Origin of the sequence: Corallococcus sp. EGB (genome assembly GCF_019968905.1) — a bacterium.
GTDB lineage: Bacteria > Myxococcota > Myxococcia > Myxococcales > Myxococcaceae > Corallococcus.
Map to the genome: position 1 here is coordinate 3807312 of NZ_CP079946.1, position 25300 is coordinate 3832611.

A 25300-nucleotide genomic window follows, 5' to 3' on the forward strand; every position below is an offset into this window, starting at 1 on the left:
GTACTCAACGTCGTACGAAGCCCGGCGCACATTCGATGCCCCTCTCCTGTCGCGGTCAGTAACCGGACCGGAAGAGCCCCCTACGCGTCGAGCATCCGTGCTGGCGCCAGACGCGGGTTTCCGGGACCATCCGGGCCATGAATCGCATTCCTTCATCGTCCGACTTCGATCCCCAGCTGGCCGCGCTCCTGCCCGCGCTGGAGGGGTATGTGCCTCGCGGAATGACGCTGGCGCAGCTCGAGCATTTCCGCACGTTGAGCCGCGTCACCCGGCAGGACCTCATCGGAGACGCGGAGGTCACCTGCGTCGACCACTGCATCCAGGGCCATCAGGGCGCGGAGATCGAAGTGTCGGTCATCGCCCGGAAGGACCACTCGGTTCCGGGGCCTGCCGTCTTCCACATCCACGGCGGCGGCATGGTGATGGGGACCCGCTTCGCCGGAGCGAAGGCGCTGGTGGATTGGGCGCTGCGCCACGACGCTGTGTGCGTGACCGTCGAGTACCGGCTGGCGCCCGAGCACCCCGCGCCCACGCTGGTGGAGGACTGCTACGCGGGGCTGGTGTGGATGGCGGCACGGGCCGCCGAGCTGCGGTTCGATCCGGACCAGCTCGTCATCTTCGGCGGCAGCGGTGGCGGTGGGCTCGCGGCGGGCACCACGCTGCTCGCCCGCGACCGGAAGGGCCCCCGGCTGCTGGGGCAGTTGCTGCAGTGCCCCATGCTGGACGACCGCAACGAGACGGAATCCGCCCAGCGCTATGACGGCGTCGGCATCTGGGACCGCACCAGCAACCTGACCGCGTGGAGGGCGGTGCTGGGAGAGCGGTGTGGAGGCCCGGACGTGTCTCCGTATTCCGCGCCCGCGCGAGCGACGGACCTGCGAGGGCTCCCGCCGACCTTCATCGACGTGGGGGGCGCGGAGACGTTCCGGGACGAAGCCATCGCCTACGCTCGCGGAATCCTGGCCGCGGGCGGCGAGTGCGAGCTGCACGTCTGGGGCGGCGCCTTCCACGGTTTCTATGACATCGCGCCCCAATCCGACCTGGCGCGTGCATGCATCGCGGCGCGCGACGGATGGCTCGGGCGGATGTTCGCCCGCCGTGCGAAGTAGGTCTCGCGCTCGAACTCGGGCCTCCCGCGCCGAAAGAAGGAGTGAGGCAGGCGAGACGCCGGCCTCACTTCGCAGCCGGGAGAGAACCCATGACGTGCAGGCACTGGCGCTGGCGTGTCGCCACCACCCAGCGAGACTTCGATGATGTGGCCCGCATCCGCTGGGCCGTCTTCGGCGGAGAGCTGGGATTGCTGCCCGCGTCGTTGGCGGTGGCGCGGCGGGAGCTCACCAGCATCGACACGCTCGACACCACCTTGCACGTGCTCGTCCATGCTGGCTCGGAGGCGGTGGCGACGATGCGGGTGGCGCTGCCCAACGCGGAGGTGGCGGCGAACCTGGGCGTGAAGCTGGGGCTGGAGATGGAGCAGCGCGTGGACCTCTCGGGGCTGCTCCAGCCGGGGAGGGTGATCGCGGAGCCCTCGCGCTTCTGCGTGCTGCCGGAGTGGCGGCGTACGGACGCCGCCACGTGGCTGCGGGCCGGGATGTACGCGGTGAGCCGGCGGCACGGGGTGACGCATTGGATTGCCTCCGCGAACCTGGAGACGGACTCGCCCGAGGACGCGCTGCTGTCCTGGCAGGTGGCGGCCCACCGCGGCTGGCTGAGCCCTCACTGGCGGGTGGCGGTGCCCGACCCGTGGCAGGCCCCGGTGCATCCCCGCAACCCCTTCTACACACCGGAGGAGCGGGCGAAGGCGGCACAGGGGCGGCTGGATGAGCTGCGACTGCCCCGGTCGCCTTCGCTCTTCGCCCGGACGATGGGCGCGCGCTTCATCTCGGAGCCGCTGTACGACGCGTACTTCCGGTGGTTCACGCTGCCGCTGGTCATGACCCTCGATGAGATTCCGACGGACTCCCTGGCGCGTTTCCACGCGCTGGAGAACGGCGTGAACTCCGCCGCCTGAGTCTTCGGCGGCCTCTTTTCCTTCCCTTCACCTTCAACACGCAGCAGCCGGGAGCCAAGCGGCCCCGGACAGGAGACGTCCATGCAGACGCAGGCGGAGCAGCAGACGGAGACGAGCTGGTTGGCGCGGCTGGATGAGGAGGCGCGGGGGCTGGTGGCGGCGGTGGATGCGCAGCCCGACGGCCGCCGCATGCTCGATGGCACGCTCGACGTGGAGGGCTACATCCACTACCTCGTCCAGACGTACCACTACGCGCGCTGGAGCACGCCGATCCTCGCGGAAGGGGGCTACCGGCTGCGGCGGCTGGGCCGGCTCCCGGAGCTGGCGGAGCTGTTGGTCCAGAAGGGCGAGGAGGAGAAGGGGCACGACAAGTGGCTGTTGTCGGACCTGAAGAACCTGGGCGTCTCGGCGGAGCAGGTGGAGGCGGCGGAGCGGAGCCCGGCGGTGGATGCGTACACGGGATGGAACTTCTTCACGTCGCTCTCCGGCGTGCCGACGGCTGTGCTGGGGACCGCCTACGCGCTGGAGTATCTGTCCCAGACGCGCGCGGGCGTGTGGGCCGAGCGCCTGAAGGCGGCGGCCGCCATTCCCAACATCCACAAGTCGGTGACGTTCCTGCGCAGCCACGGCGCGCTCGACGGGGACCACGTGGCGGAGATGCAGCGCATCCTGAGCCGGCTGACGGACCCGGAGGACCAGGAGGCCATCCTCTTCTCCGCCCGGGTCGCCCGCAGCGTCTACCCGCGCATCTTCCGTGAGGGCGGCGTCACCCGCCCCCCTCCCGCGAGGTAGAGACAGCCCCACGCATGTTGGGAGAGCCTCCCGTTCGAACCCTGGCCTCCGGGAGGCGTCTTTCCATGCATTGCCTCAAGGCCGCCCCTCCCGTGCGAAGGGGCGCGCCGGTTTCGTCAGACAGGGCGGTTGAGGCGGGCGGCCTGGTAGAGGAAGTCGTTGCGGTTGTCGACACCCAGTCTGTCGAAGAGGTCTCGCACGTGGGTCTTCACGGTCTGACCGCTGATCTTGAGCTCGTCGGCGATCTGCCCGTTGGACCAATTGCGCAGCACGCCCTTGGCGATGTCGATCTGCCGGGGCGTGAGCTGGCGCTGCATCTCGAAGGGGAGCGGGATGGCGTGGGGAAGCTCGCTCAGCAAGAGCGCCCAGCGCCGGGGCCCCTCGGCGGCGGGCAATTCAATGAACCGGCACGTGCGGTAGCCTTCGGGATGGTTGACGACCCAGAGCGTCTTTCCAAGCCGCGTGTCCGCGTCCATGGGGATCAGGGCGTCCAGACGCTCAGTGAAGACACCGGGAAGCCCGGAGGAGTGGAGCTCAGACGGGCGGAACCACCGCTCCAACAGGTTGGCGGCTCGCGGGGAGCGGTACACCTCGTGGGAGGCAGGCTCCACGATGACGAAGGCGCAGTCGGGGCGGTTGTGGAGCTCTTCGAGGAGCTGTGCGCCTGCGACGTATTTCTCGACGTCATTGCAGTTGCGAACGGCATTCACCAGGTGCGCGGTAAGGCTGGAGATGGCGTTGGCGTTCTCCGAGGAGAATGCGCGTGGCTGGAACCGGTAGAACGCGAGCGCGCCAACGAGGTCTTTGCGGATGGGGAGCAGCACCGCCGAGACGTGCTCCAGGCGCTGATTCAGCTCATGGCTGCGCTGCCAGATGAGGCTTCGTTGGTACTGGTCACGGGTGAGAATCTGCGAATCCCGGATGACCATGTTCGGCCGGTCGAAGATGGGCTGCCTCATGAAGTCATGCTCGGCCACGCCGGAATACTCATTCAGGATGAGGACGGGATGACCCGGCACGTGCCACCGGAAGTCGAGCGTCGGCTTGAGGCGCATGAGGCACAGGCCCATGGCGTCGGACTGAGTAAACTCCAGGAAGGTCGGCCGTGAGGCTTCGAGGACCTGGGGGAGGGACAGAGAACTGTTGAGGGCCGCGATGACGCTGTCCCGGAGCATGAGTTCCTGGGGGGTGAACTGCATCGGGTTGAACATCCGCTCCTCCTGATCAGGCAACCCCGTGGGGTCGTGCGTGGATGCCCCCCATCCATAAGTCCTGGCTGAAAACCTGTCCCTCACCCCTAAGAGGTATGGGCGGGACCGGCCGGGTAGGGCAGGCGCCTCATCCTACCCAGAAGCACCGCCCGAGGCCCACGGGGCCCCGGACGGTGTCAGGCTCTACTCACTGCATGATGGTGACGATCTGCGCCTCGCAGGTCGTGGGGTTGATGAAGGAGTTGATCGCATCGACAGTACAGACGGCGCCACCGTAGGTGCCGTAATAGACCGTCGCCGCGCAGCTCCCGGCGTTGTCCGCCACATCCACGCGCCAGACGCACGTCTTCGCGCCGGCCGGGTTCGCCGGGTCCACCGTCCAGTAATACTGCTGCGAGAACGGCGGGGTGGGAGCGCTGACCTGGAACCCGCCCAGGCTGGAGGTGGGGATGGGGTAGGGATTGAACACGCCGTTGAACGTCCCCGACACGATCTGGAGACCCAGGGAGATGGTCGCGCCGCTCTGGTTGGAGACGAGCAGGTTCTCAAGGGCCGGGCCCACGGACGCTCCGCCCTTCACCTGGGTGATCTCGACCGCACCCTCACGGACGCTGACATATTCGGTGCGCGGGCTGAGGAAGTCGGGGAACCCGAGGTCGGCCGGGCCAGCAAAGGCAACCGACGGCGCGAGGGACAACAGGGAGGCAGCCAGGAAACGCTTCACGTTCCTCGTCATGGACTTCTCCTGATTGGGATTGTTCGGGGGATTGGCCGGAGCCAATGCCTTACTAACATTTCTCTCTGTGTAATTTCAAATCAAAGCGTGTAATTCAGGATGTTCCTGTGAGGACGGAGGATTTCGGCCGGGCCGCGTTGCGCCTTGCGCTACGGGGTTTCCACGGGGTTTCCCATACACACCCTGGGGCGGTGCGCGGACCCGGCGTCGCAATCAAGGCGCGCCCAGGGCGGGAGGTGCCTCGGGCCGCCGGGTGCGTTTGTGCCAGTGCAGAAACACGGGCACGCCCGCGCCGAACAGCACCGCGCCCTTGAGGGCGTTGAACGGGTTGGAGGCCATCGAGCCCAGCAGGACGTACAGCGCGGCCGCGATGAAGAGGAGCGGGGTGACGGGATATCCGGGCACCCGGTACGCGGCGCGAGGCATGAGCCCCTGCTTCTCCCGCGCGCGGTAGATGAACAGCGTCGCGGCCGTGGAGCCGAAGATGAGCCAGTCGGCGAAGACGACGGAGTCGAGCAGCTCGCCGTAGGTTCCCGTGCCGGTGAGGAGGATGGCCCACCCCGCCTGGAAGAGGATGGCGTTGGAGGGCGTGCGGAAGCGCGGGTGCAGCTTCGCCATCCAGGGGAAGAACAGCCCGTCCGCGGCCATGGCCTGGTAGACGCGTGGCGAGACGAGGATGACCAGGTTGAGGAAGCCGAAGGTGGACAAGGCGACGCCGGCGGTGATGAACGTGCGGCCTACGGGCCCGAGCAACTGCCCCAACGCGTCCGCCGCCGGAGCACGGCTCGCCGCGAGCCCTTCCGCGCCGAGCGTGCGCAGGTAGGTGAGGTTCGCGAGCAGGTACACCGTCACCACGCCAATGACGCCGAGCAACAGCGCGCGCGGCAGGTTGCGTTCGGGGTGGACCATCTCCTCCGCCACGAAGTTCGTCTGCTGCCACCCGCCGTAGCTGAACAGCACCGGCACGAGCGCCGCTCCCAGCGCGAGCACCAGGGAGTCGGGCGCCTGGGGCGCGTCGACGGCCTCCACCGCCGCGGGCGGGGTTCCGCCGAGCAGCAGCCCCGCTCCCACGAGCACCGCGAGCGCCAGCAGCTTGAGCAGGGTGAAGATGTTCTGCGTGAGCGCGCCGGGCCGCACGCCGAAGAAGTTCACCGCGGAGAGCAGGAGGATGGCGCCGACGGCGAGGGGGAACCGGAAGGACTCGCCCAGGCCGGTGAGCGCGAGCGTGTAGTTGGCGAAGGTGACGGCCACCGCGGCGATGGCCCCGGTGGCGATCATCAGCATCAAACCCCACGCATTGAGGAACGCGGGCAGCGGGCCAAAGGCATCACGCAGGTAGACATAGCTGCCGCCAGCCTTGGGGATGCGCTGTCCCAGCTCTCCGTAGATGAAGGCACCGATGAGCGCCACGACCCCGCCGAGCAGCCACACGATCAGGGTCAGCCCCGGCGTGTGTACGCGCTGCGCGACGATGGCGGGGTTGAGGAAGATGCCCGAGCCGATGATGCCGCCAATGACGAGCATCACCCCAGAGAACAGGCCCACGCGCCGCGCGTAACCGTCACGAGGCCCGGCCGAGGAGGCGCCGGTTTCATCCTGGAGGGGGGAGGGGCTCATGGGGCGCCGAGCATATCGGCTCGTATGCCCGCTCCCGAACTCGCCTGTTCCGGGCTGAGGGGACGCGTGGCATCCGTTGAACGCATCACCCCGAAGAGGCAGGCCCTGGAGCTCCAGGCTCCGCTGGTGGGCGTGCAGGAGGCCCTGCACGCGCTCCCGTCGACCCAGAAGGCCCGCCGCTTCTGGATCGCGGAACACCATCCTGGCACCCGGCACGCCCCGTGCGCCTGCGGTTCGGTCCCGGCGTTGGAGCTCGCGGAGCTGTCATAGGACCGGGCCCAGGATGCGGTGCGCCTCCCTCCAGGTGCACCGGAGAAGCGGGGCAGGGGGGCCGCCCTCTTCAATCGCTACTGGCCGTCGAGCCTGCCGTCCAGGTTCCGGTCGAGCGCGATGCGCGTACCGGAGCCCGGCGGCACCGCGGTGAAGGTCACCTCCTGGCCCGGCGTGTTCGCGAGCGCACGCAACGCCGTGGTGGTGATGTTGGCGGTGCCGTCATCCGGCTTCCACGTGCCGGCCACGCGGTCGAACAGGAAGCCCTTCACGCGCGTGCCGATGGCGGCCTTCGCCACCAGGTCGGCCTCGTACGAGGCGCCACCGAGGATCTTCGACACGAAGGGCGCCTTCGCGCGGGCAATCAAGAGGTCGATGCGCGCCCCCACCGCGGAGGCGTTCGTCGACGTGAGCGTCACCTGCTGGCCGACGATGGGCGCCAGGTCCGAGTCCACCGCCAGCATGTAGGCCTCCACCTCCCGGCGCTCGCTGTCGCTCCGGAAACCCACCAGCGGACCGCCGACGCTGTTGTTCGCGAAGACGATGGCGCTGAAGAAGCGGAAGATCGTGTCCACCGCGCCGTCGTGCGTGAAGCCGAAGCCACGGACCTGGTCGCCCATGGGCCCGGACTCCGAGTGCTGGAAGAAGCTGCTGTCCGGGAAGCCGAACATGCCGACCTTCGTGTACACGTTGCGCACGTGGGGAATCTTCATGATCTGGCTGATTCCCTCGAAGCTCGCCTGGCCGTCCGTGCCGAAGAAGCCCTTCGCCGCGTCGATGACGTGACAGCCATTGCAGTTGAAGCCGGTGTTGGAGCCAATCGCCAGGCCGTCCACGCGACGGCTGCCGAAGAAGAAGTCGCGGCCGGCCGCCTGCGTGGCGGTGAGCGAGTTGTCCAGGTTGCGGATGGGATTGGGCGGCAGCTGCACCTGGAGCTGGAAGTTCGTGAACTGGTTCATCTCCGCCTCGGTGGGCATGTCCGCGCGGCCGAGCAGCCCCGGGAAGGCGACGATGAAGTTCTTGAACGACAGGGCTTCGTCATAGGCCCCCGCGCCGAAGAAGCCCGTGGACCTGTCCCCGCGCCAGTGCATGGCGCCCGACGTGGACATGCCGCGCAGGGTCTGCGTCGTCATGGGGCCCTTCATCGGGTGGAACGAGCCCTGGTTGCCGGTGCCATTCACGTCCGAGCTCGGGTGGCCGGTGAGGAGGCGGAACGCGCCAATCTCCAGGCTGCTCGCCAGCCGCTTGTCGATGGCGTTGGTCGTCACCACGTCATCCGGGTTGCCCAGGTCCCACGCGAGCTCGTCCTTGTCACCGAAGACGTGGCAGCTGGCGCAGGAGGCCTCGCCGTTGGCCGAGGAGAACGTCGCGTCGTAGAGGAACGGACGGCCCTGCACGACGGACGCTGGCTCGGGGTTGTAGAGCGCGGCGGACGCCACCTGGTTCTTCGTGGCCAGGTCGATGACCTTCACCGCGTTGTCGAAGCGGGTCATCACGTAGAGGCGGTTGCGCGCCTCGTCCAGCACCAGGCCGCTGGGGCCGCCGCCGCTCACCGGGATGTAGTTGGCGCTCGCCGTCCGTGGGTTGAAGGTGTCCGCCTCCAGCGCCGCCGTGTCGAAGACGCCGACCTTGCTGGAGCTGAACGCGGCCACGTACAGCTTCGCGCCGTCGCTGGAGATGGCCATCTCCGTGGGGGTGGAGAGGCTGTGGTTCTTCGCCGTGGAATCAAAGCCCGGCGCACCGGCCAGCTTTGAATAGTCCAGGTGCTTGTTCAGGTGGCGCGGCGACACCGTCGTCCCCTTGATGACGGTGATGCGCATCTTCGCGATGTTGCCCTGCACCGTGCTGCCGCCGAACTCGCCGGGGCCCTCGAAGCGGGTGAGGTTGTTGGCGTCGCTGTTGGTCGCGTACACCACGCCCGTCTTGGGGTTGGTGGCCAGGTTGAACACGGTGGTGCCCACGCCCGTGTAGAACGCCTTCTGCTGCAAGCCGTCCGCGTCGATGGCGAAGACGTCCTTGTCCGGCAGGTTGAAGCGCACGCCGTTGTTCCAGTTGCGGCCGAGCGTGTCCTCCCAGCGGCTGGTGGCGCTGTTCCACTTGACGATGAGGCCCGTCTCCGGCGCCTTCGCGCCCTGCGCGTTGGTGGACGGACCGGGCAGGCCGCCCAGGAACAGGTTGTTGCCCCACGGGAACGTGTCCGGCTGCACCAGGCAGACGCCCGCGCTGCCGAAGCCGTTGCACACGCTGTCCATGTTGATGGTCGTGGTCTGGTTGCCGGACTGCGCGATGGCCGCGTAGACGGTCTTCTTGTCCGGGCTGACGGCGAGCGCCCGCGGCGTGTCGCCAAAGAGCGTCAGGATGCGGACGGGCGTGCCCCCCAGCGTCGTCCCCAGGGACGTGGGGTTGAAGACCCAGACGTCCGCGCGGCCCACCCCCGGCGTGGTGAGCTGCGGGTCTCCCGCGCCGGGCACGGCGGCAATGGATGGATCCGTGCGCTGCTGGCCGCGGTGCGCGGTGGAGATGAACGCATAGCCGTTGGCGCCCGCGAACACGATGTCTCGCGGCTCGTCACCCACGAGCAGCGTGCGCACCACGTGCGGCGTGCCGCTCACGCTCACCACGCTGACGCTGTCGGACAGGTGGTTGACCACCCAGACCTCGGTGTTGCTGCGCACGGCGACGGACACCGGCTCCAGTCCTACCGGCACCTCCGCCGCCAGCGTCAGGCCCGCGCTGGTGACGTTGAAGACCTCCAGGCGATTGTCCGGCGTGTTGACGGCGAACAGCTTCGTCCCGTCCGGAGAGAGGGCCAGGGGACGCACGTGCGCGCTCTCGAACTCGATGAACGAGGGCGCCTGGGCAGCGGCGGGGGAAGCGGCGAACAGCGACACGGCGGCGGACAGCAGACCGGCTCGGGCACGCCGCCGGTTCTTGCTCGGGCCCACTTGCGGGGTACGGACCATCGGGGATCTCCTGGGTGAGCGTGTAAGAGCTGCTCACCGTGGATTACCAGTCAGTCCGGCGACATCGCCCCCTCCGAAGGGAGGGGGCCAGACGGGGGTGACGCGTTGCGGCGTTCGCTGTTGGACGCTGTGCGCGCCCGCGCCCCGGTCCGCGCGGCGGGTGCCCGTGGTTTACTTGACCGTGCAATCGGTCACAGGGGGAACGTGCCCATGGGCGACGCGCACTCACACCTGCTGCCGACGAAGCTCGCGCCGCCGCGGACGGCATCCGTGCTCGTGTCGCGGACCGCGGCGCTCCGGAAGATCGACCTGGGGGTGGGCGGCAAGCTGGTGCTGGTGACCGCGCCGCTGGGCTCGGGCAAGACGACGCTGTTGACGCAGTGGGCCTGCGAGCCGCGCGGGTCAGGGCTGCTCGCGTGGCTGTCATTGGACGAGCGGGACAACGCGCCCGAGCGCTTCTTCTCATACCTCGTCGGCGCCATCCGCCGCGCGGCCCCGGAGTTCGACGCGTACATCCCCGGCCAGCTGGACGCGCAGGTGGCGCTCCCGTTGGAGCACGCGACGACGGTGGTGCTGCGCAGCCTGTGGAACCTGGGGCGCGAGCTCGTGGTGGTGCTGGACGACTTCCACGTGCTGCGGGAGCGCGCGCTGGTGCGGGCGTTCTCGTACCTGCTGGACCACTCGCCGCCGCACGTCCACTGGATCGTCTCGTCGCGCAACCCGCCCGAGCTGGACCTGGCGAAGCTGAAGCTCACCGAGCAGTTGGTGACGCTGGACAGCCGCGACCTGGGCCTGGACGGCGAGGCCATCCATCAGCTGGGCCAGCGGCTGTGTGGTGCGACGCTCGCGCCCGAGGATGTCGAATACCTGCGCGCGCGCACCGAGGGATGGGTGGCTGGCGTGAAGCTGGCCCTGCTCACCGCGGGGGAGCACGCCAGCGTGAGCGACGCGCTCCGCAAGGCCGTCGGCTCCAACCACGACGTGGCGCGGTACCTCGCGGACGTGGTGCTGCGCGAGCAGACGGAGGAGGTGCACGCGTTCCTGGTGCTGAGCTCGGTGGTGGACCGGCTCAACGGCGAGCTGTGCAACGCGCTGCTGGGCATCACGCGGGGGCCTGCGCTGCTGGCGGAGCTGGAGCGGGCGCAGCTGTTCATCCAGTCGCTGGACACGCAGCACCAGTGGTACCGGTACCACCCGCTGTTCCTCGACTTCTTGCGCACGCAGCTCGTGTGCACGCAGGGAGACCGCATCCCCGGACTGCACCGCTCGGCGAGCGCGTGGTTCGCGGAGCACGCGTTGCCGGAAGAGGCCCTGACGCACGCGTTCGCGTCGGGGGACCGGGGCTGGTGCCTGGAGTTGACGGCCCGCTGCGCGGAGGCGTGGATGCGCGAGGGCGAGATTGCCTCCGTGCTCCACTGGACGGCGAAGCTGACGGCGGAGGAGGCCTTCCGCTCGCCGGCCATCTGCGTGGCGCGCATCGCGTGCCTCATCCTGTCGCGCGGCTTCGCTCCTGCCTCCCTGGCCCTGCAGGACGCGCAGCGAAGGCTCCAGACGGCGCCGCTGGAGCCAGAGCGCGAGCGCCTGTCGCGGCAGCTCTCCCGGCTCGCGCTGCTGCACGCCATCCTGTCGGACTCGGCTCCGGGCACCGGCATCGAGCTGGAGGCGTCGCCCGGGGACGAGGATCCGGACGTCTTCATGACGGGCGCGGTGCTGGCGGCGAAGGCGTACCAGGCGCTCCGGCTGAACCGGTTCGATGCGATGCGCCGGCTCGCCTCCGTCGCGCGCGAGACGCTGCAGGGGCTGAACAACCCATACCTGGTGGGCTACACGGACGTCCTCATCGTGCTGGCGGACCGGGCGCAGGGGAACATGAAGGACGCGGCGGACCGGTGCGAGGCGGCGTTCGAGCGCGCCAGCCGAGGACCGCGCAACCCGGTCTGGGTGAACGCGGCGACGGCGCTGGCCAACACCCGCTATGACCAGAACCGGTTGGACGAGGCCGAGGCGCTCTGCATCGAGGTCCTGCCGCTCCTGTCCCAGGCGGCGGTGTTCGAGACCTTCGCGATGGCCTACCTGGTGATGGCCCGCATCAAGTCGGTCCGGGGCAAGTATGCGGAGGCCTGGCAGCTCTTGGACTACCTGCACAGCGTGCTCGAGTGCGGACACCAGACACGCTTCCTGGCCCACGTCTGCGGCGAGAAGATCCGGCTCGCGCTGGTGGAGCAGTCCCCCGCGCGGATGAAGGCGGTGGCGCGCGAGTTCGACCTGGGCGAGCGCATGCGCCGGGGCGAGTGGAGCGAGCGCCGCTTCTACGACGAGACGTGGGACCAGCTGGGCGTGGCGCAGGCCTGGGTGCTGATGGCGCGCGGACGGCATGACCGGGCATACGGGCTCCTGGAGACGCTGCGGGCCAGCGCGCACGACGCGGGCTGCGTGGCGCGGGAGACGTCGCTGCTGGCCGCGTTGGCCGTCTGTCATTGGCGAGCGGGTGACCCCACGGCGGCGTTCGCCGCGGTGAACCGGGGCTTCGCGCTGGTGCCGCGCGTCGGCTTCAGCCGGGGCGTGTTCGACGAGACGCCGGGGTTGCAGGAGGTCATCGTCGCGGCGGCCACGCAGCGCAAGCTGAGCCACGTGCTGCCGGCCCGCTACACCGAGCGCTACCAGGACCTGCTGTCCCTGGGGCCCCGCGAGCCGGCCGGGTTCGCGGCCCTGCCCAGCGCCCCGCTGGAGCCGCTCACCGAAAGGGAGCTCCAGATGCTCAAGCTGCTGGCCCAGGGCTTGAGCAACCAGGAGATCAGCGAGCGCTCCAACGTGGCGCTCTCCACCGCGAAGTGGCACCTGCGCAACGTGTTCGCGAAGCTCGACGTGACGACGCGCACGGCGGCCATCGTGAAGGCGCGGGAGCGGCTGGAGCGCACCCTCTGAGTCCGCTCCCGCGGAGGTCCCGCTTCAGGCGGGGACGAACTGGCCGTGGAACGTGGGCGGCAGGGCGTGCTCGAAGTGGCAGCGGGCCACGGGGCCCGCGTCCAGCCGCTCCGCGTCCAGCACGGCCACGTGGGTGGTGTCCGTCTTCACGTCGAAGACCTGCGTGAGGAGCCAGCCGTCGTCCTCGGCCTTCGAACCGGGGCGGGGCACGAAGACGGGCTCGGAGGGATACTGGCCCGCCTCCAGCCCGGCCCGCGTCACGCGGCCGGTGCCCAGGTCCAGTCGCACCAGCGCGTCGTAGAGTCCGCGCCGTGCCTCCTGGGTGCCATGCGCGCCCAGGTAGACCGTCTGGTACGGCCGGCACGCCACGCTGGGGGCGACGCGGGGGAACTCGCAGCTCAGGTCCAGGAGCGGCTCGCTGCGGAACGTGCGCGCCTTCAGGTCGAGCCTGGCGCGGTGGAACATGCCGTCGGCGTCCGTGGACGGGACGCCGTGCGCCAGCTCTCCCAGCCACTGGTTCGAGGCGAAGTCCGGGTAGCGCACGTAGTCCACCACCAGGGTGTCGCCGTCCTCGTAGGCGTTGGAGAAGTGCCAGTTGAAGAAGTTGTCCGCGGGGATGCGGATGGGGCGCGCCACGTCGTCGATGGGCACCACCAGCACCTCCGCCGCGTCGCTCGCGCGGAAGGAGACGTTGTGCGCGAACGCGCCGATGCGCAGCAGCATCTTCAGCACGTCGATGCGCATCCCCGGCAGGAAGAAGATGAGGTAGCGGTCCGTGGCCACGTAGTCGTGGACCATGGTGGCGCCGGGCAGCTTCACGGAGCCCACGTGCCGCGCCTTGCCGCCATCCGGCAGGGCATACAGCTCCAGCGTGTTCACCCGGCCGTGGTGCTGGCCGAAGTTGTACGTCGTCTGGCGCGACTCCACCCGGCGCGGGTGCGCGGAGAACGCCTTCAGCACGACGCCGTCGAGGTTCGTCTCGCCCAGCGTGGACAGGTCGTCCAGCGACAGCTCCACGGGGAGGTTTGGCTCGTGCAGCGCGTACAGCCGGCCGTTCCACGGCAGGAGCGCCGTGTTCGCGTTGTTCTTCTGCGGGTTGAGCAGCTTGTTGCGCAGCGGCACGGGCATGGCGTAGCTGCCGTAGAGCTGCCGGCCCGCTTGACGCTCCGTGACCATGGTGCGCGAGTCCACGAGCCGGGCCGCGCCCTGGACGCCGTCCGGCCCGAAGCGCACGCCCATCACGCCGCCGTCACCGTCGAACCAGTGTTGCAGCGGCGTGCCGTGCACGTCGAACGTCCACGCGCCCAGGCGGAACAGCGTGCCGCGAAGGCCCTCGGGGATAGCGCCTTCCACCCGCAGGGGTTGGAAGGCGTGCTGGCGGGAGATGTTGCGGAAGGCCCGCTTCCAGGCCGGAAGGGGAGGGGCGGCCGGCAGCGGCGTCGCGGTCGTCATGGCGGATCCGGGGAGGACGAAAGGGCGCGAGGAATCAGGGCGTGGGCTGGGCGAGGACGGCCTGCTGTCCGCGCGCCTCGGCCTCATCGCGCCGGATGCCCACGAGCGTCCACATGGCGCCGCTGAAGTCGATGCAGCCGAAGAACGTGACGATGGGCTCGCACAGGCCCATGGCCGTGCAGATGATGAGCACCAGCACGATGAAGGTGCGCCCCATCACCGCCCAGACGAAGAACTGGCGCATGTCCAGGATGGCCGCCTGATGGGACATGAACGACATGGACACGAGCAGCGCGCCCGCCAGCCGCATGAAGAACAGGTTCCCGTCCGCCGCCCCAGGCGCGATGCCCATCACCTGGAGGAACAGCCCGGGCACCAGCAGCAGCGTGAAGGCCAGGGGGATCGTGTAATAGACCCAGATGTACATGGACCGTCCCGCGTGGCTCAGCGTGGACAGCTTCGGGAACACCGTCGGGGCGAACAGCTTCATGGGGGAGGCTCCAGGGGCAGGCGTGCGGCGGGTCCTGGAGCCTAATGGAAGTCCCGGGTCCCGCGCACCGGGGGGCCGCCGGAGCAGTGGATCCGCTCCTCCACTGAGAGCGGCTCCGTCGCTACGCCGCGCGTGACAGCCCCCGCCGCTGCATGAAGGCTTGCAACTCCGGCCACCGGGCGGAGAGGAATTCGAAGTCGCCCGGGCACGCGGGCTGTAGGGACGCCAGCGCGGCATCAATCGCGGCCGCGTGGTGTGCCGGATCCAGGGCATCCAGGGCGAAGGCCCTCAGGAGCTTGATCCGGCGGGGATCCCGGCCCACCAGCGCATCCGCCTCGCCCGCGCGCGCATCCAGCTCGGCCACGGCTGCGGCGGGGTTGCCTTCGCGGCAGAGGAGCGCGACCTCCGGCAACAGCGCGTACATGGGGGGCAGGGTGCCGTTGCGCTTGCGTCCCTCCTCCAGCCAGGCATGAGCGGAGGCCAGGTCTCCCAGGGCGAAGTACGCCTTGGCGATCAGGGCCGGCATGGACCTGTGCATCACCGGGACGGCGTCGCGCAGCTTGCCGGAGCGCTCCGCCGAGCCGAAGAGCTCCAGCGCGCGCCCTGCGTCTCCCAGCGCCAACAGGCACTGGCCCAGGGTGGCGACCGCCACCGCCCGCTGGACCCCCTGGGTGGCGCGGCGGGCTGCGACCTCGAATCGCCGGGAGGCCTCCAGCTCATCGCCCGTGCTGAAGAAGGTGACGCCCTGGTTGTAGGCCGCCACCCAGCGGCGGATCCGCCAGTAGAAGAAGGCGAACAGCACCAGGAAGACCGCGATGAGCAATGGGACGAGCTGCTGGGGGCCCATGGTCTCCCCAACCGCACGACCCGTCTGGCTGAAATGATTGTAGGCGACGATGAAGATCCCCACATCGAAGGCCCATGCAATGAGCCGTTGCGTGGAGAGGAACGGAAAGGGTTTGAGGTGGGACTCTTTCGGCAGGGGAAGTGCGTTCACGGGACTTGAAAGCCTACGAGGAGGCTTCGACGGGCCATGAACACCTTGCTCCACCGACCTGGACCTCCACTGGATGACGTCAGCTCCTGCATCTGGCTTTCGGATGAGCGCGGCCCGCGGACGCCGCTCCCCGGCGCGCTCGTGGAGGGACGCGGCTGGAAGGCCGACCCCAGCGCCCCCAGGCGGCGCGGCAACGCATGGGGACGCTGGCCGTTTCCGACCGCGCCCACGCTCGCGCGCCGGCCTTTCCTTTCGGCGCCCTGGTGGAGGCCGTGAAGGAAGGCAGCCTTGAGTCCGACATCCATTGCCGCGCCGGAATGTTGTGTCTGGATTTGCGCGGTGCTGTCTATACGCGTCCGCGACGAACACCGGAGACGGCGCTACGCTACACGGCATGGATTTCCCGCCCGAGACAGGCCTTTCCACCGACGAACTCTTCGCCCGCACGCTCCAGGGGGATGAGGACGACGAAGGCGCATGGCGCGCCATCTGGCAATTGCAACACCGGGGCGGAGAGGACGTCTTCCAGCGGGCCGCCGCCTGGCTCCAGTCGTCTTCACCCAAGGAGCGGGGACGCGGCGCGAACGTCCTGTCCCAACTGGAGTTCCGGAATCGGACCCCGGAGCGCGTCGCGCGCTTCGCGGACGCCCTGCTGCCAGCGCTCGCGAAGGAGCAGGACGTCGCCGTGCTGGAGGCGATGGCCGCCGCGCTGGGCCACCTGGGGGATTCCCGCGCGGTGCCCGCGCTCCTCCCCCTTCAAAACCACCCGGACGCGCATGTCCGCTTCGGCGTCGTCATGGGGCTGTCTCAGCACCGGGACGCGCAGGCACTAAAGGCATTGATTCACCTCTCCCGCGACCCCGATGAGATCGTGCGCGAGTGGGCCACGTTCACGCTCGGCAGTCAGGCGCGGGAGGTGGACACGCCGGAGCTGCGCGAGGCGCTGGTGGACCGGCTCTCCGAAACGCACCCGAAGATTCGCGGCGAGGCGCTCCTGGGATTGGCCCTGCGCAAGGACGCGCGTGTGCTGGAACCGCTCAGGCGCGTGCTGGAAGGGCCCCAGATCACCACGCTGGACGTGGAGGCGGCCCAGGCGCTGGAGGATGTCTCACTGCTCCCGCTGCTGCTGCTCCACCGGGAGGACTGCGACGAGGAAGACCACGAGTTCCTCGCGATCCTCTTCGAGGCCATCCACGCACTGGAGTCCCTCTCGCGGTGAGCCGCTGTCACATTTTTGTTACAAATTTGATTAATTGGAAATAAATAGAAATTTGTTTTTTGAGGAATTTTCGCGATACATGGCAAGTCGCGTTCGTCAGGCCCGTCCCGAGGGCCACCGCGTTTGACGCCCGCGACAAAGGACCCCACACCCATGTCTCACTTCCGCACTGACTCCGTGCGTGCCTTCCGGGGCGCGCTGCTGTCGTCTCTGTTGCTTGCCTCGAGCGCCTTCGCCGCCGACGCAACCCCCGCCGCCGTCACGACGAGCAGTGACGAGGCGCACTGGGGCTACGAGCAGACCGTGAGCCCCGAGCACTGGGGCGAGCTGCCGGGTGACGCCGTCTGCGCGCAGGGCACGGCGCAGTCACCCATCGCGCTGGTGACCGCGACCTCGGCCCGCCCGCATCTGGACGTCCCCGCCTTCCGCTACGGTAATAGCCGCGTGCGCATGCTCAACACCGGGCACACGGTGCAGTTCACCTACGACGCCGGCAGCACCGTGCGGGTGGGGGCCAACGAGTACAAGCTGGCGCAGTTCCACTTCCACACGCCCAGCGAGCACACGAAGGACGGCGTGGAGTACCCGCTGGAGCTGCACCTGGTGCACACGGACGCGAATGGAACGCCCGCGCTGGTCGTCGGTGTCCTCATCGAGCAGGGTGGGGTGAACGCGGCGCTGCTCACGGCCTTCCGCAACCTGCCCCGGCACATGGGGGAGGAGAGCCTCCCCGTGGGGGCGTCCATCAACGCGAGCGCGCTGCTGCCGCACGACAAGACGTTCTTCCAGTACGCGGGTTCGCTCACCACGCCCCCGTGCACCCAGGGGCTGCAGTGGTACGTGATGAAGGAGCCCATCCAGATGTCCGACGCGCAGATCGCCGCGTTCGAACGGCTCCCGCACCTGAACCCGAACAACCGCCCCCTGCAGCCGCTGAACGGTCGCACCGTCAGCGTGCACACCGGCCGCTGAAAGGCCCCGCTCCGCACCGACGCGAAGGGCCGCGAGTCGCCCTTCGCGCCGGATTCGGGCTCCTGAGGTGTCGAGGTCGTACCATCCGCTGCACACCGTGCAGCTCCCTGCACACGGAATGCACCGGCCCCCAGGGGCAGGGCCTGGGGCATGACAGTTGCTCTCAAGGGGCGGCATGTCCATTCGTCCACTGCTCCTGCTCCTCTTCTGTGTTCTCACCGCGTCCGAGGCCCGCGCCGATCTCGGACTGCCCAAGGAAGAGACCTGGCTCATGGTGGGGCCGCTCTTCAGCAACTCGGCGCGTGATTCAGGGACGGGAGTGGGGTTGGAGGCCTCCCTCAACTTCGTGAATGATTTCTACGCGATGGGTGTCTTTGGCCAGGCGCAAAGGCTGGAGGATGAGCACACCCGGCTGAGCGTGGGGCTCCAGGGCAACCTCACGCTGCTGGGGTTGGAGCTGGGCGTGATGCACGAAACGGCGAACCGGGCACACGCGGCCACGACAGGACTCCACATCGCGCCCTATTTCTCCTTCATCTATGGCTCGGTGGGCTTCCGCCTGGGCATCCCGCTGTACGCCGCGGAGGAGTCCCGGCCCCGGTATGGCGTGGAAGGGGCTGTCGTCCTCAGCCTCAAGATGCCCATGCGGTTGGGCCGCGGAGAGAAAGTACCCTTCTTCCACTTGTGAGGAGTCCAGGGGGAGGGGTCGCGGAACCTGTCAGGACCCCGCTCGGGACTTCATGTTCTGCGCACACGAAGACTGCCGGGCGGGTCCCGGAATCAGCCCATCGGGAGAGGCACATGCCGCTGAAGGGGATTGCCCAGGAGCGGATGCCTTCGCCCGCGCCCTGGATGCTTATCCAGGAAGCTTCGAGCGCGTGGTGTTCGCGGTGTGGGAGCGGGGAGGGGACGGTCCCAACCTGCGGGCCTTCCGCGAACGGTTCGCCTGACTCGCGGTCGGGGGCCAGGGCCGTGGCCCCCACGGCATCACTTCTCCAGGTCGCCGACGATCTTCTGGAAGGGCGACGGCTGGCCGGACAGCTTCTGGAAGAAGTTCCGGGCGTCGGTGCCCTCGTCGTAGTTCTGGAAGGCCACGTCGTTGCTGTTCTTCCCGTCAGGCTTCAGGCCCGAGTAGTCCGTGCGGGCCGGGAGGCCATGCTCGGCGCGGATGGCGTTCTCGGTCGGGTTGTTCTTCGTGTGCGGGGTGGGGCGCAGGCCGATGGTCTCGAACTCCTCCCGCAGGCGCAGGCGGTCGTCGACGGTCTCCTTCATGTCGGCCGAGTGCGACGGGTACTGCTTGAAGACGGCCGCGTCGGAGTGCTTGCTGGCGGCCAGGGGGCTCACCTGGAGGCCATTGGACGCGCGCCAGGCGTGGACCGACTCGTGGCCCAGGCTGTTGAAGCGCTGACCACCGCCGTTCTCGTTGTACTTGACGTCGCTGGCCGTGCCGGCGCCGGGCTGGCCGTCGAAGCGGTACGCCGGGCGGGTGGACGACAGCGTGCCGTCGTTGCGGGGCACATGCGAGTTGGGCAGCGCCGAGTTGCGGCCCGAGTAGACGTCCATCGCCGTCAGCGGCTGGCGCAGCGTGCCCGTGGCGCCGGGGTTCACGGCCTGGGTGCGGCCGTTGATGTCATTCAGCATCTGGTTGCCCACGGGCTTGCTCGTGAGGCGGTTGGTGGAGTTGCGCACGTCCTGCGTGAAGTCCGCGAACTGCGCGCCCGTCTGCCCGCTGTCACGGCGGGTCCGGATGCCCTGGAGCTTGGGGTCCACCACGCCGTAGTCGGCGGGCTTGAGGTTGTTCTTGCCCGACTGAAGCTGCGCGGGCGTGACGGGGGGCTTCGGCTTCGCGGTCTCGGGCCGGGCCGGCAGGCTGTCGCTGCGGGGGCGGGAGGTGGAGGGCGTGCCGGACAAGGAAGAGGGCTTGGAGAACGAAGAGGAGCGCAGCTTCATGGGAGGCCTCGGAAGTGGAGTGCAGCGACGGACCACCCCTACTGCACCCCGCGTGCCCACCATCTCGCGGCCCTGGAGCCCAGAGGCCCTGCCTGGTTTCAGGGGGTTACGTCGAAGCAGGACCGCTTTCCGGAGGCGGCCCTGGTGACTGGCGTCGGGGGCCTGATGGCTGGAGACATCAGGCCCCGAAACGCTCGTGACAGCGACCCCATGGGACCATCGCAGCTCTGCGTCGGGCTCGCGCTACTTCCGTGGCAGCACGAGGCCTGGTGTGAAATTGACAATGATATCGGTCAAGGCGATGGCGCTTTGAGGACCTCGGTGATGCGCAGGTGGCGGGGCTGGGCCTGCACCCGTTCGAACCAGGCGCGGATGGCGGGGTAGCGGCCCAGGTCGAACCGGCCCTCCTCCGCCACGTGTGTGTACGCATAGAGCGCGATGTCCGCGAGGCTGTAGTGCTCGCCCGCGAAGAAGGGGCGCTTGCGCAGCTCGCCCTCCATGACGTCGAGCGCGGCGTAGCCCTTCTGGATGCGCTCCTCCAGCTCCTTCTCCTTGCCGGCAGGGACACCAAAGAAGGTGAGCCACGCCCGGGCGACGGCGATGTAGGGCTCGTGGCTGTACTGCTCGAAGAACATCCACTGGAGCATCCGCGCCCGCTCCAGCCGGTCGGCGGGAATGAAGGGCGTGCCCTCGGCGAAGTACCAGAGGATGGCATTGGACTCGGCGAGGAAGACCCCGGGCTCCAGCTCCACGGTGGGCGTCCGGGCAATGGGGTTCATCGCCTTGAACTCCGGCGTGCGCGTCTCTCCCGCGGAGAGATCCACCTCCCGCGTCTCGAACGGGATCGCGAGCTGATGCAGCAGCAGGCGGACCTTGTAGCAATTCCCAGAGGGGTTGAACTGGTAGAGCTTGATCATGGGCGGTGAGCCTACCCCCATGAGAGCCCCCGCGTTGACGACGCTTTACGCTTCACCCGGTGGCGTGCTTGTCTCCCACCCGCTGTCAGGGGCTATGGCGAGCGAGCTTCAGCCTGGGAGACGCGCATGGAGCAAACCGGTCGGAAGAAGAGGGTGGGGCGCGTCAATGCCCTGGTGATTGCTCTGTTGGTGGGTGGGGCAGCCCTCGCGGTTGTGGCGCTCCTGGGTTATGGGCTGCGAGAACCCCATTACTACCCCTGTGATTCTCTCAAGTGCGACATGAGCTGCCTTTTCGTGGAGGGAAGGTTGAGCAGCGCCACGTGCATCTACGGGGAATGTAGCTGCGGCCACTGAGGCCACCCACTCATCGCGGCCCACGCGGCGCGGGGTTTATCGCGGAGGCGTTCAACCCGCATCATTTGCGGGGGGTTCTGTGAACGGATCGCCATGGGAGGACGTTGTCCCCGCTCTTCCGGCTCCGGTCCGTAGTAGGAACCCTCCTCCGATGTCCAAACTCGACGACTCCTCGCTCTTGGAACTGCTGGACCTGACGTTCGACGCGCTCTGTGCAACCCGCGTCTCGGATTGGGTGGACCCCGACCGGGTTCTCGCCGCGGTCGACCTCGCCCTGACGCCCGAGCGGGTGACGGCCTGGCACTCCCGTCTGGCGGTCCCCCTGCGCACGCGCCTGCTCGAACGCGCGGCGAAGAGCCGCATCAAGCTGGGCGCGTGGCTCCCCGCCGAGGCCACCGCGTCCCTGACGGCGCTCCTGGGCCAGCCGGTGCGCCTGCCCCGCAAGGCCATCGACGAGATGGTGGCGTCCGAGCAGGTGCGGGAGACCGTGCGCACCACGCTCCAGGAGACCCTGTCGTCCCTGGTGAGCAAGGTCATCTCGGGCGCTCCGGGAGTGGGCGGCGGCGGGCTGCGGGACGCGCTGAGCTGGGGCGCGCGAGCGGCGGCCTCGGCGGGAAAGGGGATCCTGGGAGGCCTGGGCGGCAGCTTGCAGGACCGGGTGCGCGAGGTCATCGATGGCTCCATGGCCATGGTGCAGCGGCGGATCGCCGAGCGGCTCGCCAGCGAGGAGACCGCCCGCGCCCTGGGGGCCCGGCGCCAGAAGATCTTCCTCTCCACCCTGGAGAAGACGGAGGCCGAGGCCGCGCAGGCGCTGAACCAGGTCCCCCACGAGCACCTCGACGCCCTGGTGCCCCAGGTGATTGCGCACAACGTCGCGCGCCCCGAGGTGCGCGAGGGATTGAAGGCCGAGCTCCACGCCGTCCTGGAGGACCTGTCACGGCACACCGTGGGGGAGCTGCTCGAACAGGCCGGGCTGCGTGACGCGACACGCCAGTGGCTGCATGCACATGGGCTGCCCTTCGCGCGCACGCTGGCACACTCCGCCCCCTTCATCGCCTGGCGGTCACGCGTGTAGGCGACGAAAGCGCAATGCGAGGAAAACTGCACCCGCGCTGATGGGTGAGCGATTCGGGCTGCGGCACCGTCATTCCAAAGCAAGACAAACTCTGCTAGGATTTGAGAATCACCCCGACGGAGGACGCATGCGAGCAAGCATTGTCTGTGGTCTGGTGGCGACGGCGCTGATGGTGGGTTGTGGCGCACCCGTGGAGCAGGAAGAGGAACCCCAGTTGGGCACGCAGGAGTCTCCGATTCCTGACTGCTCCGGCTATCACGACGCAATCAATTACTACAGCGATGCAGCCCATACGACCCTGATCGGGATCAAGGGGTGCTACTGCGGCTCGTGGTCCACCTGGGGCAGGACGTCGGCCTTCTCCGAACCCAATCTGGACTGCTAGGCGGTCTGTCGCGGGAACCTGCGGGAGCTGGACCCCGCGGACAGGCTCTCGTCGCTGTCGGCGGCGAGGGCTGCGATAGGGCCGCGACGGAGAACGTCGCGGTGGCGCTCGATGTCTCTCAATCGCCCCAGCGCGTCAGAGCCGCACGACGGCGATGAGGGTCTCCGCGTCGATGTAGCCCAACTGCCGTGAGTCCTGGCTCACTGCATTGTCTCCCGACACCACCACCTTGCCGGGAGGGACGCGCGTCTGGCTGTCTGCGCCGAGGGCTGCCCGGGCCCAGTCCGGCACCGGGTCTCCCGCCACGGCAGCCACCCGCTTGACGAGATAGGGGAGCGCTTCGTCGCCCAGCGTCGCGCGCTGCGCCGCGGGCATCCGGAAGACGACGATATCTGAACGCGCATGGCCGTTTGAACGGTCCAGCCGCCTCGCGACGAGCCGCTGCCCGTCATGCAGCGTGGGCGACATGCTGTTGCCTTGCACCGCGACGACCATCCAGCGGCGTCGCGCCCAGGACGCGACCCCGGCCCCCGCCACGAGAAGCGCGGCCCCCAGGCCCATCGCCATGAGCATCATGCGACCTCCTTCGGGCTCGCCCGTGATGCGACGCGCGCGTCCTGATAGCCGCTCGCCTGGAGCGTGAACAGGCGCGCGTACTCGCCGCCCATCGCCATCAAGGCGTCATGCGAGCCCTGCTCGATGATCTGGCCCTCGGAGAGGACGAAGAGGGTGTCCGCGCTTCGCAGCGCGCTCATCCGGTGGGAGATGAGCAGCCGTGCCCGCCCCTCCCCGTGTCGCGCGAGGGTCCGGTGGATGTGGAACTCGGCGGCGGCGTCCAGGCCGGAGCTGGGCTCGTCCAGCACCAGCAGGTCGACGTCCTCGCGCATCAGGGCCCGCGCCAGCGCCAGTCGCTGCCACTGGCCTCCGGAAAGCGAGACGCCCACCGGCATGTCCTCGTCCTCCCCTTCGAGCACGCGGCTCAGCAGCGTGTCGTAACCCGAGGGGAGCGAGGCGAGCTTTTCGTCGATCTCCGCCAGCCGCGCCACGTCGCGGATTCGCGCCGCGTCCTTCAGCCGGTCCAGGTCCCCCAGGCCGATGTTCTCCGCCGCGGTGAAGTCATACGTCATGAAGTCCTGGAAGGTCGCCGTCATCCGCCGCCGCAGCGCTCTGGCATCCAGCTCGCGGACGTCCACTCCGTCCCAGAGGACCTGGCCGCGCTCCGCGTCATGGAGGCGGCACAGCAGCTTCACCAGCGTGCTCTTGCCGGCACCGTTGACGCCAACGAGCCCTACCGAGCCCCCCGCTGGAATGAAGAGGCTCACCCCCCGCAGCACCCATGGACCGCCGGCGTCGTAGCGGAACCAGACGTCGCGCAGCTCCACGCCGTGCCGCAGCCGCGCCACCGGGCGCGACGCCTCCGGCGCGCGGACCGGCAGGTCGATGATGTCGAGGTAGTTCTTGAAGGTCTGGACGCTGCGGCTCGCGAACTCGACCTGCGAGAGGAGCCCGTTGAAGGCGCCCTGGATGCCCGCCACGGCCGCGAGGAAGAGCGAGACATCTCCAATCTGGAGCCGCCCCTGGAGCGCGCCCCGGGCGACGATGAAGGCCCCGGCCGCCGCCACTCCGGCGGTGAGCACCGACAGCGCCGCCTGCACGGCCAGCCCCTTGCGGGTCACGGCCATTTCGCGGTCCGCCGCCTTGCGCAGCGATGCCACCATCCGCTCCAGCAGCAGTTCCCCCAGTCCGAACAGCCGGCTCTCTTTTGCCGCCCGCACGTCCACCAGCAGCGAATGGTAGAAGTCGCGCCAGCGATATGTCGGCACCAGTGCCGCTGACAGCTCCACCAGCCACCGGCTGCGCACGAGCTGGGCCATGAGAGCCACGCCCCCCGCCACCACCAGCAACAGCGCCATGGGGGGCGACACCGCCAGGACCACGGCGCTCAGCGTCCCCACCGACACCAGCATGCGAAGGATGGCCCTGACGAACTCGATGAGCTGCTGGGGCGCGTCCCGGGCGGCCTCCTCCGCGAGCCGCAAGCGGCCATGGAAGGCGGGATCCTCGAAGTGGTGCAGGCCCTCCAGGGCCGCCACCTTCGCGAAGAGGGAGCGCTCGACCTCGAGGGTGACGCCCCAGCGAATCACTCCGGACAGGTACTCGGAGACGTTGAGGATGGCCATGGAGCCGCCGGCCACCGCGGCGGCGCCCACCGCCAGCGTGAGCGCCCGCTGCGGGTCGGCGAGGGCCCCGCGGCCCAGCTCATCCAGCAACGCCTTGGTGAGCCAGCCGCCCACGGCGGCCACGGACCCGGTGCACACCGTGAGGAGGAAGGCGAACCCGGACGCCAGCGGCGCCGCGCGCCACTGGAGCGTCACGGCCGCGCCCACCGTGCGCGACACCTCGCGCAGGAGCCCCCGCTCCCCGTGCGGCTGGCTCATGTCAGGACTTCGTGGAGGTAGTGCCCCGAGGCCGCGACCACGCCCTTGTCGACGAGGACGAGCGTGGGATAGCCCGCCTGTTTGATGGCCCGCGTGACGGAGTCGCCCTCGGACAGCAATGCCACCCGGGCCAGGTGCTTCAATGACGCACCCAGTGCCACCGTGTCCGGGTCGCCAGGGTCTCCTTCGATGAACGCCATGAGCGGTATTCCGGGAGGTGACTCGAGCAGCTGCTTGCGCACCGAGGCGCAAGGCCGGCAGCCCGCGGCGAAGAAGCCGACCAGCGTCCTTCCCTCCCGCAGGGCGGCATCCGTAAAGGCCTCGCCCTCCACGGTGGTGGCCTCGAAGCGGCCGACCGTCTCCCCCTTCTGGGGCAACGCCGGGTCGCGCAGGACGACCTGGTTGGCCACCATCTCCTGAAGCGTGCGCAGCCGACCGACGAGCGCGAGGGTCAGCAACAGGTTGGCCACCACCAGCACGGCGAGGACGACACCCCCCACGACAAGCGTTTCGACCATCGGCTGCC

At 69.0% G+C, this 25300-nt stretch carries 22 protein-coding genes and 1 pseudogene; 11 read left to right on the plus strand and 12 right to left on the minus strand.

Annotated features, from left to right (window positions below; genetic code table 11):
- Window positions 1–137: 137 nt before the first annotated feature.
- The 3 genes from KYK13_RS16095 (at window position 138) to KYK13_RS16105 (ending at window position 2803) form a co-directional block, all read left to right on the plus strand.
- Window positions 138–1109 carry an alpha/beta hydrolase gene (locus tag KYK13_RS16095; RefSeq protein WP_223645333.1) on the plus strand — a complete coding sequence of 324 codons (972 nt, stop codon included), beginning with the start codon at window positions 138–140 and terminating at the stop codon, window positions 1107–1109.
- A gap of 89 nt (window positions 1110–1198) precedes the next feature.
- Entirely contained in the window at window positions 1199–2011 is an 813-nt protein-coding gene (locus KYK13_RS16100; protein ID WP_223645334.1) for a GNAT family N-acyltransferase, read from the plus strand.
- An 81-nt stretch (window positions 2012–2092) separates the two neighbouring features.
- On the plus strand, window positions 2093–2803 hold the full coding sequence (locus KYK13_RS16105) for an iron-containing redox enzyme family protein (RefSeq protein ID WP_223645335.1): 711 nt from the start codon (window positions 2093–2095) through the stop codon (window positions 2801–2803).
- Window positions 2804–2919: 116 nt separating this feature from the next.
- On the opposite strand, the gene KYK13_RS16110 is transcribed toward KYK13_RS16105, so the two are convergent.
- From KYK13_RS16110 to KYK13_RS16120, 3 genes are all read right to left on the minus strand, one after another.
- Complete coding sequence (locus KYK13_RS16110; protein ID WP_223645336.1) at window positions 2920–4014, minus strand: LuxR C-terminal-related transcriptional regulator; 1095 nt, start codon at window positions 4012–4014, stop codon at window positions 2920–2922.
- Window positions 4015–4201: 187 nt separating this feature from the next.
- A complete protein-coding gene (locus tag KYK13_RS16115; protein WP_223645337.1) occupies window positions 4202–4750 on the minus strand; it encodes a hypothetical protein in 549 nt (182 codons plus the stop codon).
- Between the two features lie 213 nt (window positions 4751–4963).
- On the minus strand, window positions 4964–6367 hold the full coding sequence (locus KYK13_RS16120) for an APC family permease (RefSeq protein WP_223645338.1): 1404 nt from the start codon (window positions 6365–6367) through the stop codon (window positions 4964–4966).
- 66 nt (window positions 6368–6433) lie between these two features.
- On the opposite strand from KYK13_RS16120, the gene KYK13_RS16125 reads away from it, so the two are divergent.
- Entirely contained in the window at window positions 6434–6637 is a 204-nt protein-coding gene (locus tag KYK13_RS16125) for a hypothetical protein (RefSeq protein ID WP_223645339.1), read from the plus strand.
- Between the two features lie 77 nt (window positions 6638–6714).
- Here the strand turns inward: KYK13_RS16125 and KYK13_RS16130 are convergent, their stop codons facing one another.
- Entirely contained in the window at window positions 6715–9600 is a 2886-nt protein-coding gene (locus KYK13_RS16130) for a YncE family protein (RefSeq protein ID WP_223645340.1), read from the minus strand.
- A gap of 210 nt (window positions 9601–9810) precedes the next feature.
- Here KYK13_RS16130 and KYK13_RS16135 point away from each other — a divergent pair, with 210 nt between their 5' ends.
- Window positions 9811–12525, plus strand: a complete 2715-nt coding sequence (locus KYK13_RS16135; protein ID WP_223645341.1) for a LuxR C-terminal-related transcriptional regulator — start codon at window positions 9811–9813, stop codon at window positions 12523–12525.
- A 24-nt stretch (window positions 12526–12549) separates the two neighbouring features.
- Here the strand turns inward: KYK13_RS16135 and KYK13_RS16140 are convergent, their stop codons facing one another.
- The 3 genes from KYK13_RS16140 to KYK13_RS16150 all read right to left on the minus strand — a co-directional run bounded on the left by KYK13_RS16140 (window position 12550) and on the right by KYK13_RS16150 (window position 15314).
- Window positions 12550–13977, minus strand: a complete 1428-nt coding sequence (locus tag KYK13_RS16140) for a carotenoid oxygenase family protein (protein WP_223645343.1) — start codon at window positions 13975–13977, stop codon at window positions 12550–12552.
- A 34-nt stretch (window positions 13978–14011) separates the two neighbouring features.
- Window positions 14012–14467 (minus strand): hypothetical protein, encoded by a 456-nt coding sequence (locus KYK13_RS16145; RefSeq protein ID WP_223645344.1) that lies wholly within the window; start codon window positions 14465–14467, stop codon window positions 14012–14014.
- 121 nt (window positions 14468–14588) lie between these two features.
- Window positions 14589–15314: a tol-pal system YbgF family protein gene (locus KYK13_RS16150; protein ID WP_223645345.1), complete on the minus strand. Its 726-nt coding sequence runs from the start codon at window positions 15312–15314 to the stop codon at window positions 14589–14591.
- 544 nt (window positions 15315–15858) lie between these two features.
- Between KYK13_RS16150 and KYK13_RS16155 the strand changes: the two genes are divergently transcribed.
- The 4 genes and pseudogenes from KYK13_RS16155 to KYK13_RS16170 all read left to right on the plus strand — a co-directional run.
- Window positions 15859–16683 (plus strand): HEAT repeat domain-containing protein, encoded by an 825-nt coding sequence (locus KYK13_RS16155; protein ID WP_223645346.1) that lies wholly within the window; start codon window positions 15859–15861, stop codon window positions 16681–16683.
- Between the two features lie 153 nt (window positions 16684–16836).
- Window positions 16837–17655: a carbonic anhydrase gene (locus KYK13_RS16160; protein WP_223645347.1), complete on the plus strand. Its 819-nt coding sequence runs from the start codon at window positions 16837–16839 to the stop codon at window positions 17653–17655.
- A gap of 175 nt (window positions 17656–17830) precedes the next feature.
- The gene (locus KYK13_RS16165) at window positions 17831–18343 is read left to right on the plus strand and encodes a hypothetical protein (protein WP_223645348.1); all 513 of its coding nucleotides are present in this window, start codon (window positions 17831–17833) and stop codon (window positions 18341–18343) included.
- Window positions 18344–18482: 139 nt separating this feature from the next.
- Window positions 18483–18605: pseudogene (locus KYK13_RS16170) on the plus strand (TIGR02452 family protein); the annotation flags it as partial.
- Window positions 18606–18642: 37 nt separating this feature from the next.
- Here KYK13_RS16170 and KYK13_RS16175 read toward each other — a convergent pair.
- Both KYK13_RS16175 and KYK13_RS16180 read right to left on the minus strand, forming a co-directional pair.
- Complete coding sequence (locus tag KYK13_RS16175) at window positions 18643–19605, minus strand: M91 family zinc metallopeptidase (RefSeq protein WP_223645349.1); 963 nt, start codon at window positions 19603–19605, stop codon at window positions 18643–18645.
- Between the two features lie 293 nt (window positions 19606–19898).
- Window positions 19899–20522: a glutathione S-transferase family protein gene (locus KYK13_RS16180; protein WP_223645350.1), complete on the minus strand. Its 624-nt coding sequence runs from the start codon at window positions 20520–20522 to the stop codon at window positions 19899–19901.
- Window positions 20523–21027: 505 nt separating this feature from the next.
- Between KYK13_RS16180 and KYK13_RS16185 the strand changes: the two genes are divergently transcribed.
- Together KYK13_RS16185 and KYK13_RS16190 are read left to right on the plus strand one after the other, a co-directional pair.
- Window positions 21028–21951 carry a hypothetical protein gene (locus KYK13_RS16185; protein WP_223645351.1) on the plus strand — a complete coding sequence of 308 codons (924 nt, stop codon included), beginning with the start codon at window positions 21028–21030 and terminating at the stop codon, window positions 21949–21951.
- Between the two features lie 127 nt (window positions 21952–22078).
- A complete protein-coding gene (locus KYK13_RS16190) occupies window positions 22079–22336 on the plus strand; it encodes a hypothetical protein (RefSeq protein WP_223645352.1) in 258 nt (85 codons plus the stop codon).
- 135 nt (window positions 22337–22471) lie between these two features.
- Here KYK13_RS16190 and KYK13_RS16195 read toward each other — a convergent pair whose 3' ends face one another.
- The 3 genes from KYK13_RS16195 to KYK13_RS16205 are packed head-to-tail and all read right to left on the minus strand — an operon-like array spanning window position 22472 to window position 25292.
- Window positions 22472–22912: a S26 family signal peptidase gene (locus KYK13_RS16195; RefSeq protein WP_223645353.1), complete on the minus strand. Its 441-nt coding sequence runs from the start codon at window positions 22910–22912 to the stop codon at window positions 22472–22474.
- Window positions 22909–24774: an ABC transporter ATP-binding protein gene (locus tag KYK13_RS16200; protein ID WP_223645354.1), complete on the minus strand. Its 1866-nt coding sequence runs from the start codon at window positions 24772–24774 to the stop codon at window positions 22909–22911. The genes KYK13_RS16195 and KYK13_RS16200 overlap by 4 nt, the downstream gene beginning before the upstream one ends.
- Window positions 24771–25292, minus strand: coding sequence for a hypothetical protein (locus KYK13_RS16205; RefSeq protein ID WP_223645355.1), 522 nt, complete (start codon window positions 25290–25292; stop codon window positions 24771–24773). Before KYK13_RS16205 ends, KYK13_RS16200 begins: the two co-directional genes overlap by 4 nt.
- Between the last annotated feature and the right edge of the window lie 8 nt (window positions 25293–25300).

Coding starts and splice junctions, on each gene's coding strand:
- KYK13_RS16200 (WP_223645354.1), bottom strand. CDS start 24,774: ATGAGCCAGCCGCACGGGGAGCGGGGGCTCCTGCGCGAGGTGTCGCGC.
- KYK13_RS16165 (WP_223645348.1), top strand. CDS start 17,831: ATGTCCATTCGTCCACTGCTCCTGCTCCTCTTCTGTGTTCTCACCGCG.
- KYK13_RS16100 (WP_223645334.1), top strand. CDS start 1,199: ATGACGTGCAGGCACTGGCGCTGGCGTGTCGCCACCACCCAGCGAGAC.
- KYK13_RS16195 (WP_223645353.1), bottom strand. CDS start 22,912: ATGATGCTCATGGCGATGGGCCTGGGGGCCGCGCTTCTCGTGGCGGGG.
- KYK13_RS16180 (WP_223645350.1), bottom strand. CDS start 20,522: ATGATCAAGCTCTACCAGTTCAACCCCTCTGGGAATTGCTACAAGGTC.
- KYK13_RS16120 (WP_223645338.1), bottom strand. CDS start 6,367: ATGAGCCCCTCCCCCCTCCAGGATGAAACCGGCGCCTCCTCGGCCGGG.
- KYK13_RS16205 (WP_223645355.1), bottom strand. CDS start 25,292: ATGGTCGAAACGCTTGTCGTGGGGGGTGTCGTCCTCGCCGTGCTGGTG.
- KYK13_RS16110 (WP_223645336.1), bottom strand. CDS start 4,014: ATGTTCAACCCGATGCAGTTCACCCCCCAGGAACTCATGCTCCGGGAC.
- KYK13_RS16105 (WP_223645335.1), top strand. CDS start 2,093: ATGCAGACGCAGGCGGAGCAGCAGACGGAGACGAGCTGGTTGGCGCGG.
- KYK13_RS16185 (WP_223645351.1), top strand. CDS start 21,028: ATGTCCAAACTCGACGACTCCTCGCTCTTGGAACTGCTGGACCTGACG.
- KYK13_RS16115 (WP_223645337.1), bottom strand. CDS start 4,750: ATGACGAGGAACGTGAAGCGTTTCCTGGCTGCCTCCCTGTTGTCCCTC.
- KYK13_RS16155 (WP_223645346.1), top strand. CDS start 15,859: ATGGATTTCCCGCCCGAGACAGGCCTTTCCACCGACGAACTCTTCGCC.
- KYK13_RS16190 (WP_223645352.1), top strand. CDS start 22,079: ATGCGAGCAAGCATTGTCTGTGGTCTGGTGGCGACGGCGCTGATGGTG.
- KYK13_RS16135 (WP_223645341.1), top strand. CDS start 9,811: ATGGGCGACGCGCACTCACACCTGCTGCCGACGAAGCTCGCGCCGCCG.
- KYK13_RS16140 (WP_223645343.1), bottom strand. CDS start 13,977: ATGACGACCGCGACGCCGCTGCCGGCCGCCCCTCCCCTTCCGGCCTGG.
- KYK13_RS16145 (WP_223645344.1), bottom strand. CDS start 14,467: ATGAAGCTGTTCGCCCCGACGGTGTTCCCGAAGCTGTCCACGCTGAGC.
- KYK13_RS16175 (WP_223645349.1), bottom strand. CDS start 19,605: ATGAAGCTGCGCTCCTCTTCGTTCTCCAAGCCCTCTTCCTTGTCCGGC.
- KYK13_RS16095 (WP_223645333.1), top strand. CDS start 138: ATGAATCGCATTCCTTCATCGTCCGACTTCGATCCCCAGCTGGCCGCG.
- KYK13_RS16160 (WP_223645347.1), top strand. CDS start 16,837: ATGTCTCACTTCCGCACTGACTCCGTGCGTGCCTTCCGGGGCGCGCTG.
- KYK13_RS16130 (WP_223645340.1), bottom strand. CDS start 9,600: ATGGTCCGTACCCCGCAAGTGGGCCCGAGCAAGAACCGGCGGCGTGCC.
- KYK13_RS16150 (WP_223645345.1), bottom strand. CDS start 15,314: ATGGGCCCCCAGCAGCTCGTCCCATTGCTCATCGCGGTCTTCCTGGTG.